The 12,566-nt window shown below is 40.2% G+C and carries 9 protein-coding genes; 4 read left to right on the plus strand and 5 right to left on the minus strand.

Annotated elements, in window-relative coordinates; genetic code table 11:
• Window positions 1-85: 85 nt before the first annotated feature.
• Window positions 86-319 (plus strand): TIGR02647 family protein, encoded by a 234-nt coding sequence (locus C7Y70_RS02630; RefSeq protein ID WP_135473273.1) that lies wholly within the window; start codon window positions 86-88, stop codon window positions 317-319.
• Here C7Y70_RS02630 and maiA read toward each other — a convergent pair.
• Together maiA and hmgA are read right to left on the minus strand one after the other, a co-directional pair.
• A complete protein-coding gene (maiA, locus tag C7Y70_RS02635; RefSeq protein ID WP_135473274.1) occupies window positions 316-945 on the minus strand; it encodes a maleylacetoacetate isomerase in 630 nt (209 codons plus the stop codon). The two genes, C7Y70_RS02630 and maiA, sit on opposite strands and share 4 nt — an antisense overlap.
• A gap of 9 nt (window positions 946-954) precedes the next feature.
• On the minus strand, window positions 955-2,250 hold the full coding sequence (gene hmgA / locus C7Y70_RS02640) for a homogentisate 1,2-dioxygenase (RefSeq protein ID WP_135473275.1): 1,296 nt from the start codon (window positions 2,248-2,250) through the stop codon (window positions 955-957).
• Window positions 2,251-2,388: 138 nt separating this feature from the next.
• Here hmgA and C7Y70_RS02645 point away from each other — a divergent pair, with 138 nt between their 5' ends.
• Window positions 2,389-2,820, plus strand: coding sequence for a MarR family transcriptional regulator (locus C7Y70_RS02645; protein WP_135473276.1), 432 nt, complete (start codon window positions 2,389-2,391; stop codon window positions 2,818-2,820).
• Window positions 2,821-2,880: 60 nt separating this feature from the next.
• Here the strand turns inward: C7Y70_RS02645 and C7Y70_RS02650 are convergent, their stop codons facing one another.
• The 3 genes from C7Y70_RS02650 to C7Y70_RS02660 form a co-directional block, all read right to left on the minus strand.
• Window positions 2,881-6,012: a TonB-dependent receptor gene (locus C7Y70_RS02650; RefSeq protein WP_135473277.1), complete on the minus strand. Its 3,132-nt coding sequence runs from the start codon at window positions 6,010-6,012 to the stop codon at window positions 2,881-2,883.
• Between the two features lie 280 nt (window positions 6,013-6,292).
• Complete coding sequence (locus tag C7Y70_RS02655; protein ID WP_135473278.1) at window positions 6,293-9,499, minus strand: TonB-dependent receptor; 3,207 nt, start codon at window positions 9,497-9,499, stop codon at window positions 6,293-6,295.
• A 40-nt stretch (window positions 9,500-9,539) separates the two neighbouring features.
• Entirely contained in the window at window positions 9,540-10,400 is an 861-nt protein-coding gene (locus tag C7Y70_RS02660) for a S1/P1 nuclease (protein ID WP_135473279.1), read from the minus strand.
• A 286-nt stretch (window positions 10,401-10,686) separates the two neighbouring features.
• Here C7Y70_RS02660 and C7Y70_RS02665 point away from each other — a divergent pair, with 286 nt between their 5' ends.
• Together C7Y70_RS02665 and C7Y70_RS02670 are read left to right on the plus strand one after the other, a co-directional pair.
• Window positions 10,687-11,514: a PhnD/SsuA/transferrin family substrate-binding protein gene (locus C7Y70_RS02665; RefSeq protein ID WP_135473306.1), complete on the plus strand. Its 828-nt coding sequence runs from the start codon at window positions 10,687-10,689 to the stop codon at window positions 11,512-11,514.
• A complete protein-coding gene (locus C7Y70_RS02670; RefSeq protein WP_245321330.1) occupies window positions 11,507-12,454 on the plus strand; it encodes a hypothetical protein in 948 nt (315 codons plus the stop codon). The genes C7Y70_RS02665 and C7Y70_RS02670 overlap by 8 nt, the downstream gene beginning before the upstream one ends.
• Window positions 12,455-12,566: the final 112 nt, after the last annotated feature.

The following is a 12,566-nucleotide window of genomic DNA, read 5'->3' on the forward strand; positions in this document are numbered from 1 at the left end:
AATAAGTGTTTTAGAGTGACTTGGGTATAAAATGTGTTAGGGTAAATAATCAATAAAATAATAATTTCGAAAACAAGGTGAACACATGCAATTTAACCAAAAGATGATGGATGAATTTGAACTGCTTGCTAAATTTCCTGTTAGCAGCAAAATGCAAGGTATTAAGATTCATAGCGATGCAGACGACAGTGTTATTAGTGCCGCACAGCGTTTATTTGAAAAAGGGATTATAGATAGCCCAGACGGCGGATATTTAACCGATCTGGGCTTAGATTTAATTGAGCATGTTACTGTGATACACAGCGCGCTGAGCAGTTAGCCAGCATCAAGCTGATTTTGCGGTGCTGCATCACTAAATGCAGCTAACGTATTACAATGCGCGTATATGGCTGCTATTTTTGGATACGCAGTCATATCGACATTAAAGCGCAACGCATTAAATACTTGTGGCACTAAACATACATCAGCTAGACTCGGTTTATCTCCAACACAAAAATCATGCTTCTCATCCAGTAATAACTCTAGCTTTTCAAAGCCTACTTCAACCCAATGACGGTACCATTTATTTTTGGCTTCATCATCAACCGCAAGCTCAGTGCTTAAATACTTAAGTACGCGCAAGTTATCGATAGGGTGAATATCGCACGCTACGGCATAACTTAAATTACGGATTTGTGCTTTTTCCCATGCATTGCCGTAAATCAACGGGTGTTGAGGGTACGTTTCATCAAGGTATTCTAAAATGGCTAACGATTGCCCTAGCACTCCTTCCTCAGTTTCCAGCGCGGGTAATAACCCTTGTGGGTTTTTACTCAGGTAGTGCTCACCTTGCTGCTCTGATTTTAATAAGTTTACAGGTACTAGCTCATGATCAATGGCTTTTAAATTAAGTGCAATACGCACACGATAAGCCGCAGATGAACGAAAATAAGTATACAGTTTCATGAAATGACCTTATTCAGCTTTAAAATGTTTTTTAATTGTACGCCAGCAATCAGTATAGTTTGGTTGGCGCTCTTTGCCTTCGAGGGCATATTTTGTAGGCGAAATTACATAGCGCGACTCAAACATAAAGGCGAGGGTGTTTTCGTAGCGCTGAGGCTCAAGTTCAGCATTTGACGCTTTTTCAAATACATCGGCTTCTGGCCCATGTGGCGACATACAATTATGTAAACTCATTCCACCAGGCACAAAACCATGCTCTTTGGCATCGTACACACCTTCAATTAGCCCCATAAATTCACTCATAATATTACGGTGATAATAAGGTGGGCGGAAGGTGTTTTCAGCGACCATCCAACGTGGCGGGAAGATTGCAAAATCAATATTTGCAACGCCTTCAGTACCTGATGGTGACGTAAGCACTGTGAAAATTGACGGATCTGGGTGATCAAAGCTTACTGTGTTCATCACATTAAAGCGTGCTAAATCGTATTTATACGGCGCGCTATTGCCTGTCCACGCGACAACATCTAGCGGGGAGTGACCAATATCACAGCTGAACATATTGCCGTTAAACTTAGCGATTAATTCAAACTCGCCTTCTTTATCTTCAAACGCGGCCACAGGGTATTGAAAATCACGATCGTTTGCATAGCCGTTTGCGCCCACAGGGCCTCGCTCAGCTAATACATATGCGTGGCCGTAGTTTTCACAAATATAACCTCGGGCCGTGTCAGTTAGTAGCATCACTTGGAATTTAATACCACGAGGTATTACCGCAATCTCACCAGCCTTCACAGTTAAGTTACCACATTCAGTTTTAAGCAGTAGCTCGCCTTGCTGCGGAACAAACAGCATTTCACCGTCAGCATTATAAAAATAGCGGTCGGTCATTGATTTATTGGCTACATATACGTGAATACCAATCCCTGCTTGGCCATTAGCATTGCCATTGGCCGCCATTGTGATCAGACCATCTATAAAATCTGTAGGTTGGCTTGGAATATCAATAGGGTTCCAACGTAACATAGTGGGTGGAGTCGGTACTTCAGTGATTGGTGCTGTGCGAATTAAGCCATTGTCTATTGCAGTGTAATCACCTTGTACCACTGAAGGGCGAATACGGTACATCCAAGTGCGACGGTTATCAGCACGCGGGGCAGTGAACGCTGTTGTACTAAATTGTTCAGCGTACAAATCATATTTTACTTTTTGAGGGCTAAATTGACCAATAGGTAATGCACCGGGTAGGGCTTCGGTTTCAAACTCATTACCAAACCCTGTCATGTATTTTAATTCGCTTGTCATCACTCGACTCCTTTGTGTTTTACTGTAAGATACTCTCATGTGAGATTAAATTCAAACCTTCTGTTTTTATCGTGCTGTACATATTTATGGACAGGCAAAACACGACTGTAAAGCCCATTTGGGCGGAGATTTAAGAAGATGGCACTCGATTTAGCGACCTTTTTACCTTATCGATTAGCAAACCTAGCCAGTAAAATGAGTGAGGAGTTTGCGGATGTATATCAACAACAAAGCGACTTAACTATTCCACAATGGCGTATTTTATTTAATTTAGCGCAGTTTGGGCAAAGCCATGCAAAAGCTCTGTGTGAGCAAGCAGCAATGGATAAATCAACTGTGTCACGCGCTATCAAAGCATTAATAGATAAGCGTTATGTGTTGAGTTTAGAGAATCCACAAGACAAGCGAGCCAATCTACTGGCACTGAGTGATGAAGGTCATAGTTTATATCAACAACTGGCACCAGCTGCATTAGCGTGGGAGCAAGATTTATTAGCATCATTAACGCAAGATGAGTATACGGTTTTGTTAAGTTGCTTAAATAAATTACAGACAAAATTAGAGGCGTAAAACAAAAAGCCCATCAAAAGATGGGCTTTAGAATAACGTGTACCAAATTAACTTGGAAAATTAGAAAGTGTATTTAACACCAACACGCATTTCCCATAGTGATGGTCTTGACTCAATGCTTGTACCTGATGGGTCTTTAAACTCATTAAATACATATTGGCCATTCACGATGTCAGCTGAAACAGCACTTTGTAGTGCACTGCCCGTTTTAAGTACGCCCCAGTCATCGTTTATCATGTTACCGATGTTTTTGATAACAAAGTAAGCTGAACCTTTTTGGCCTTCGCCAAAGCCCATAAACTCTTGCTCAACTTTGAAATCTAACGTTACCCACCAGTCGCCATCGACGCTGTTACGGTTGTTAATTTTACCGCGTGTTAGGCCTTCACTTTCAACCCACTCATTAAATGCAGCTTGGTCAAAGTCATCGCCATACACAACTTGGCTGTCGTCAAGCGTTGGTACGTAAAGTAATTGACGGCTGTTGTCGTTAAAGCCTAAACCACCTGAGCGCGAATCAAACGCGTACGAGTACGGGTTTGTTTGCTGAGCTTGACCAAATAAGTTGAACTTAGTCTCGTAGCCATCAAAAATTTCATGGTTGTACGATACGCTCATAGTGAAACGATGAGGGATTTCGTAGTTAGACGTTGCAAGACCTGGGTTTTCTGGATCTGATACCGCTACACCATGGTAGTTTGAAAATGCCACAGAGCTGGTCATTGGGTGAACATCTTTTGCGATGGTATAAGCATATGAAAGTGCTAAATCTACACCGTTATCGAAAGATTTATTCATCGCTAATGATAAAATCTGCGAGTATGCGTCGTCACCTTTTACATTGGTAAGAAGGAAATCTGAATTTCTTGGGTGATTGCTATCGCTGTAAACTGGACGGCCATCAGGCGCAACAGACGTTTTAACATTTGCTAAATTCTTTACTACAGCAGAATCTTGCTTATCAGTGTAAAGGTAATCAACGTTAAACACGTAATCGTTTTCAGTGATGTATGTCGCACCTATTGAGTACTTCCACTCTGAAGGAATTTCAAAGTTTGGATCTGTAACGTTAGTGCTTGCATCAGCACCACCTTGACCAACTTCGTCATAAAGGTCTTGTGGAATGTCGTAACCAGGTTGGCCATTGCCATTAAATGCAACTGCGTTATCACCTAAGATTTGCATCCCTTTTTGATCAATCTGGATATTACGAACGCCATCGTTTGAGTAGCTGTTTGAAATCCATACATTTGGGTTACCGCCAGAATAAAGGCCAATTCCGCCGCGGAACTCTAACTGATCGTTGTAAATCCAGTTAATACCTAAGCGCGGTTGTAATAAGTCAATACCGTCTAAGTTTTGGCTGTTTGAAAAACCGTAGCGATCTTCAAAGTTTTGGTTATGTGTTGGTACATCATCACTGGTGTAAAAATCATAACGAAGACCGGCAACAATTGAAATATCGTAATCAATCAGGTCAAACTTATCTTGGAAATATAAAGTATTTAACGCGTATTTGAATTCACCCGCTGCATCGTCTGGGTTATGGCTTGCTGCGTTACCGTAGTAAACACGTGCAACCCCTTTTTCAAAATTTTCAAGGCCGGTAACTTTGGTTTCGACTCCATTTATCATTTCTTTAGTATCTAAGAAACGGTATTCACCTTCATTGTGTTGTACAAATAAGTTGAATACATCTAGCTCTTCACGCTCATAACCAAATGAAAGTTCGTGGTCTTCTAGGTAGTAAGTACCTGCAAGTTTAAGCGATAAGTTATCGTATTTAAGTTTATTCGCTTGGCGAGAATCATCTGGACCAAGGTATACGTCAACATCACCAGTATCGACTCTAAACTCACCAAAACCTGATGCAGCATCAAGTGAATTTTGACGGTTATCAAGCTTTGAATAGCCTACGCGTACTTCAGTTGAAAAGTCATCTGTCCAATCTGAGTAGAACGACGTTACGTATGATTGAAGCTCTGCGCCACGCTCATAGAAGTGATTTGATAAAGATAAACGGCTAGAACCACTATCAGATTGCGCCAGTGAATAACCATCGTTGTAGTTATACACAAAGCTTGCACGGTGATCGTTGCTGATGTTCCAATCAAGTTTGATTAAGATTTTTTCATCTTCAACTGGCATACTCGGTACCATAGTACCTGGATCGTAGTCATAAGAGTCGATAGAAATTTGTCTAATGCGGTCTACCGTTGCTTGGTCAATACGGCCATTTGCAAACGGGGCATAGTCAAAAATTTGTGCGCCTTCAAGCTTTTCGTATGAAGTGAACAAGAATAACTTATCTTCAATTAGCGGAAGACCCACATTAAAGCCATAACGTTTTTCTGAGTAGTCACCTAAGTCTTGTTTTTCGCCTTCGATTGAATCGCCAGACATTGCATCATTGGTGTAGTCGTAGAAAAAACCACCTTTGATTTCATTTGTACCAGACTTAGTTACTGCGTTGATGTTACATGATGTGAAACCACCATATTGTACATCAAATGGTGCAAGCTCTACGGCTACTTGTGCGATTGAATCGAAAGAGAATGGCATTCTTTCAGTTGGATAACCGCTTGAGTTCAAACCGAAGTTATCGTTCATACGAACACCATCAACAGTTAAGCTATTGAAACGTGGGTTACCACCACCACAGTTAATAGCGCCTGCGTTTGTCTCGTCAATATAGATACGTGGGTCGGCACGAATAACGTCTTTTAAGTCACGATTGATCGCTGGTTTGTTTTCTAAATCATCTAAAGAGAAATGAGAAGCAGGGCCAGTGCTGCCTGATTGTGAGCTGATAGGTGCACCACTTACAACAATTTGTTCCATTTGTTGTGAACGCAGGGCCACAGAAATAGGGTAAGTTTGACCTAGTGTTAAATAGACGTCGTCTAGTTGCGCGTCTTCGTAAGTATCAGAATCTACGATTATTTTGTATGGGCCACCAACACGTAAACCCTTTGTAGAAAAGTTACCTTGTTCGTTTACCGTTGTTGTTTTTGTTGAACCAGAAGGTATATGAATAATAGTAATTTGCGTGCCTGAGGCAGGGTTACCATTAGGGCCTGTGATTTGACCTTTTACAGATGATGCAGTTTCATTTGCAAAAGCAGCACCACTTGCGCCAACACATGCTGCAATAGCAAGTGATAACGCAGTTTTGCGTAGTTGAATTTTCATTATTAATTTCCCGTGTAAGGTATTATATTTTAGTAATTTTAAGTTGTAACATGCTTGGTTTGCTAAGCAATAAATTGTACCCATTCATTTTATTACAAATAGATTACATTGCACACAAATTTGTAATAAAAATAATGATAGGCGCTGAAATGAGTGCCTTAATCATGAAATACACTGTAATTTAGGTGTTTTTTATGACAGTAGTATGAAATCGATTATTTTAGATATAAAAAAACCCGCCAATAAAGCGGGTTTTTGAGTATTCACTTACACAGTGGTATTAGAACTTGTAGCTAATGCCAATTTTAGCTTGCCATGCAGATGATGACGTTGTGATTTGGCTGTAGTTACGAACATCAGCACCGTTATAACGGCTATCGATGATGTAGCGGCCTTGGTCATCTAAACCACCAAAGTCATACACAGCTTGGTCAGAGAAACCTAGGCGTTTTTCAACACCCCAATCGCTATTAAGCAAGTTTGCGAAGTTATCAACCATGAAGTAAACCTCACCGCTGTGGCCTTTAGCAAAACCAGGGATTTGTTGCTTGATGCTTACATCCATTGTGGTAACCCAAGGTTGAGTACCTGTGTTACGGTTTAGGATAGTGCCACGTTCAGAAATACCTGCACGATTTAGGAGTGTTTCAAGTTCTGACCAAGTCATGCCTGATTCTTCCCAGTTTACATTAGCGTCATCAGCCCCTGTTGGGATATACGCTAAGTAAGCAGAGCTTGAGTTAAAATCACGTGAGTCACCTAAATCACCATCACGGAACATACCCATAGTGTAACTAAATGGACGACCTGAACGACGCTCAAAGTACATGTTGAACTTAGTTGCATAACCTGCGAAAAACTCAGTGTTGTAGCTCACGTTGATTTTAAAGCTGTGCTCAACTTCATATGAACCACGGTGCGCTAAATCTTGGTTACGGTTTTGCGTAATGTTGTACTGGTAGTTACTTTGTGCACGCGATGAAGAACCTGATGCTGCTTCAGTGATATCTTGGTGCGCATAGCTTGTTGAAATATAAAGACCGTTGTCCCACTCTTTTGCAAGAGCTGTTGAGAATACAACTGAACGGCCATCTTCAGACGAGTTGGTCATCGCAATATCAAAGTTATCTTGTAAATCGCCAGTGTAGATACTCTCTTGAATTAAACGATCACCATCAGCAGCTGTGCCAACAGGACGAATGGCTGTGTTGTGCCAAACCGCTTCATTTTCTTTAACATGGTAAGCAATTTCTGCCTGCCATTTAAAGCCGTTGCCTAGTAATGCTGAATCAAAATCGTATTCAAAGCCTATTTGCGAACGAATGCTTGAAGGTAATTCAAAGTTTGGATCAACATAGTTCGTGCTACCTGCACCTTGAACTAACGTGTTTTTGATTTCATCTGGTACAACGGTAATGTCTGCAGGGTTAGCCGCATAGTATTCGTCGATAGCGCTTTGTGGTGCTGCAACGAATGTAATACCGTCATTTTGGTATGAATTGTTATACCATACGTTTGGAATACCACCTTGGAAACGACCAATACCACCATTGATAGTAAGGGCTTCGGTTGCATAATACTTAAAGCCAACACGTGGTAAAATAATATCTAAACCGTCTAGGTTTTCTTGGTTAGTAAAGCCATAGGTGCTCGCAAAGTTTTCATTCAGCGTTGGTTTGTCATCTGACGCTAAACGCTCATAACGAATACCTGCTGATAATTCTAAATCGTCGCCAATGTAGAAAGTATCTTCAATATATAGCGCTAATTGACTGCGAGTTGCATCGTATGCTGTATCTGCTGGGTTATTTGTGTACGCATTGCTGTAAGAGAAGTCATACGTATCTCTAAAGTTACCTACTTCACGGTTTGCAAATCCGTCAAACGTATCAAATTCCCAAGACCCTAGTGAGTTTGCAGCAAATAGGTTATAAAGGTTAAGTGACTCGTAACGCGCACCAAAGCTAAGCTCATGCTCATCTAAAAGGTAGGTTGCGTCAAGCGTTAAGGTAAGGGTTTCAGTTGCAGAAGAGTTTGCATGGCGGAATTCGTCAGTACCAAACTGGAATGCAGGCCCACGGAAGCGTTCTTCAACTTTTACACTACCAATGTTTGAATTTGTAATGCTGTCAGAAGTAACATCTTTGTATGCAATACCGATTTCAGTAGAGAAGTCTTCATTCCAATCAGAGTAAAGCTTTGATGAGAAGTTATTAAACTTAGTTGCATAGGTGTAACGTGATGATGCTAAATCAACCGTACTACCGCCTGTGCCAAAATTACGCTCATCTTGATCATCTTGCCACTGGTAAGTAAAGTCTAAACGGTGATCATCATTAACGTTCCAGCTTAGTTTAACCAATAAAGATTCATTGCTATCTTCAGGGTCACCACCTAATGAGTCTTGCATGCCGTAAACTGAATCTAGAATTGAGATAAACTGGTTAAAGCTTTCTTCAGATACATCGTACTCGTTGGTCGCGCCTGAATCTTCAAAACCGTAATCTAGGTCAAGCTCGCTCTTCCAGCTGTTGTAGTTTACAAAATAAAATAGTTTATCTTCAATTAGCGGGCCGCCAATATTAAAGCCAAAACGCTCTTCTGTTTGGTTTGGTGATACTTTGTTAACTTCATAGGTGCGGTGGCCATCTTTATCTAATACAGGGCTGCCATCAGCTGTAATTTGTGAAATGCTGTCCACATCACCGGCGATATCAGGTGTTGATGTTTCGTAAAAACCAGAAAATTTAAACTCGTTAGTACCTGACTTTGTTACGGCGTTGATTGTGCCTCCACCAAAGTTGCCTTTAGATGCAGAGAAAGGAGAAACATCTACAGAAATTTGTTCGATCGCATCAAGTGCTACAGGAGGTTGAGCAGTTGGGTAACCACCATAGTTAAGACCGAAGTCATCGTTTTGGCCAATGCCATCAACTGTTAAGCTATTTGAACGCGGGTTGCTACCAGCAAATGTTAGTTCGCCATTACCGTTGATGCTTGCAAGTGGGTTTAAACGGGCAACATCTTTAATATCGCGATTAAAGCTTGGCATATTATCGATGGTATCTTCACCGAATACGCTGCTAGAACCACCTGACTGTTGTACAATTTTATAGCCAGATACTTCGATCTTTTCCATGCTTAACGGTGCTAACTGTGACGATAAACGATATGTATCACCTAGCTCTAAATAAATGTTATCCAACGTTGTGTCGTTAAACGTGTCTGAATCTACAACAACCGTGTAAGGACCGCCTACGCGAAGACCATTTGCGATAAACGTACCACTTTCGTTAGTCGTTAATTCACTCACAGTACCTGTTGGTTGGTGGATAACTTTAATTTTAACATTGGCAGCGGCAGCGCCAGAAGGCGTAGTAATTTTACCGCGCATTGCTGATGATGTATCTGCTGCCATAGCACTCGTTGAAACACCTAAAGCGAGTATTACCGCTCCAGTTAATTTCGAAAGACGAAGCTTGTTCATTTTGTTGATTCCCGTGTAATAGGTTATTTAAGGTTTTTTACTAATTGATGTTAGATGGCATCTTAAGTGCCTTGTCTAACGGTTTTGCTGAGCTATCGAACAAAGTATTCAATAACCCTGCGAGTCTGATACCGGCTTGAAGTAAGCGCGTTTTAACAATCGGAACATTGTTGTAAATGTAGCTATAACTAACTTTATCGTTTTCTAATTTGTATAAGTTAGTGGCTAAGTTATGTGATTCGGTTAACCATTGCTCAGGTGAGCTTGCAAGGTACTCAGCTTTTATTTCAGCATTATGAATGTCGATAAATTGCGCAAACTCAGTGAACGATAAGTTTTCGCTTTCAACTAACTTGGTATCCCACAGTGAATGCAGGTTGGTGTTTTCACCAAAGAAGGTTATTTTTATGCGGTTACCGCCTCTATCTTCGGCACGGCCAGCGTGAAATGGTTGGTGTGCATCACCCACTAAGTGAACAAGAAACCGCAGGCTAAAACGTTTAGCGTCCACAGTACTTTTTTCGTTCTTAAGCGTCTCAATAGCAAAGTACATTCCTTCAAGAATATTTTTTACGTTATCTTTATTTAATTGATGAGAATGGTCGTGAGAAAACTGTGAAGAATTAGTAGGGGAGTTAATATAGTGCCAGCGAGAGGATTTCTTTTGCCAAAACTCGCTTGGGTTCGAACGCATTTCATCAGCCCAAGTAGATATTTGTGCAAGGCTTTCACCTTCTAATAGTTTGCTAAGTGATGAGCGGGTGGTATCGGTTATGTGGTTATCGGCAACCTGGCCAACAATCCTGTGGCCATTTTGACCCCAAGCGAGCGCATTTTGGGATGTAAAAAGAATGCTAATAGCTAAAAAACAACTGAGACCACTAATCCGATTGCTTAACATTTGTATTTTCCTAAAAATAAATTAACTGCGTACTGAACTATTCTTAGAGGTCAATTGTCCTGATTTTTAGTGGAATAGGAAGGACTCAACAAGATTCATAATTTCTTGTTCATAAACTATATTTATCAATGGGTTATTTGTTTTGAGTAAAATTACCTATTGTAATGAGTAATTAAAATTGTTCAAATGGTGATATATTCGCTTTTGGATTGTTGAAGATTTGAAAATTAAGCAGCAGATATTATCTCACTCTACATTTGTTACAGTTTTACTACTGTTTTTTGTGATGCTTTGGCTTACCACTCAATTGATTGTGGCTACTGAATCGAAAACGCTGAAGCCTTTAATAGAAACATCGAGCCGTTGTTTTACATCTGCTTCGCAAAACAAAGAACAATTAATTATTTATGCAACGTCACAAAAAGTAGCTAAATCAATTATTAAGAGTTTGTGCGAAGATACTGTTGTAACAAAGCAATACGGTGAAGTACGAGGTTTTTGGGGTTATCGCACTGCTGACAGTATTGAGTTTGTGGGTAAAGGAATTGCTGATCTGATATTAGCGAAAAACAATATTATGTCTGCGTTTAAGGCAGAATCTACTTATAACTACCAACCAATTGTGGGTTTTCCAAGCTATACCGCATTTTTTATATCAGCAAAAGAAAAGCCTAAAATCGAAAAACAGTATTTTTTAGATAAGCGAATTGGCTTACTAGATTATCCAACCAGCCGCTCAGGTCATATTTTACCAAAACAAACCTTTAAAGAGTTAGGTATCAACTTAGAAAACTTAGACGTAACCTACGCAAGCTCCCACAGTGAACTTAGGGAGTTACTCGCAAACGGTGAGGTAGATATTATAGCCTCATTTTGGAAAAATACAGATCAACAAAGCTTTTCAAAAAACTATATTACGCCTATCAGTAATAATATTATTGGCACACGCTGGTATTTAAAAATGCAACACGAAAATACTGACTTGCTATGTGCTATTCAAACAAATTTACTAGCGTTATCACAATCACAAACGTCTACTTACTTCAATCATGTTGAGCCCTATTGGCAATGCAGCGATTCAGGCGCTGTTTTCTTAGGAGAGGGTGATGATTAATAAATTTTGCCAAGTGGTTATAGTACTTGTTTTTATATGTTCTATAGTGATTTTTAAAGCTGCGGGTTATCTGCAACAACAACACAATATTGAGAATGTTATTACCCAAGCAGAAAAGCGTATAGCCCTTGATATACCTCGCTTAGATTTATCGAATACGTTTTTAAAACATTCGGGCAATAGTGCAGCAATCAAAGGCTACCTTAGGCGATTGAATAAGGCGCTAAAAAGTGACGTTGTGACAGTGGAGGCTATTGGTGAGACGAAAATAGAAGCTGCAGACTTAAGCAGTAAGTCGGTAATTGTTCGCCAACTTGCAACCAGTGATAGTAGTGTTGCAGTCACGTTTCGGATTAACCATACATTTTGGCAGCTAGGTGATTTAGTAAGTGCTTTAATTTTGGCTTTGTTTGCTCTAGCTTTTGGTTATTGGGCTGGGAGTATTAAACGCTCCAAAGCGGGTGCTATTAGGGCACGCAAGCAAGCAGATGAAACCCAAGTACCAGAGCCGTTTAAATTGGTTGTAGACCTTAATACTAAAACGTTGGGTAGTACGCATGATGCAGCATTAAATGTATCATTAGCTAATAAACCATTATGTTTTTACTTAGCACTGATTGAATTTTGCAGCGAACAGCCAGATACCATTTTAAATCAAAATAAAAATGTGCCAGATGAGTTGATAGACATTGCAAACAAATATTTTTACCGATTAATAGAGCTCGGACACACGATTCGTAAACGGCCCAACTTTTCCAACAGTTTGGAAAAAACACTCAGTGAAATTCGTGCTGCATTAGATGAAGTGTTAGTTGAATACCCAGAATTAAAAGAGGTTTATTACCCGCCGAAAGCGCATGGCGAAGGCTCTCGTTCGCGCCTGCACAGTTATGGTTTGAACCAAATTAGCAATGAATGTATTGAAGTGATTGGTAAGTAACTGGGTAAATATTTAACACGAGTGGGTTTAACGCTTATTTTGCGTAATACCATGCATTGTAAGATTAAATAGTCTTGAGCCTACACATAACAATGCCACGCCAGCACTGAGG

The organism is Pseudoalteromonas sp. KS88, assembly GCF_004766475.1.
GTDB lineage: Bacteria > Pseudomonadota > Gammaproteobacteria > Enterobacterales > Alteromonadaceae > Pseudoalteromonas.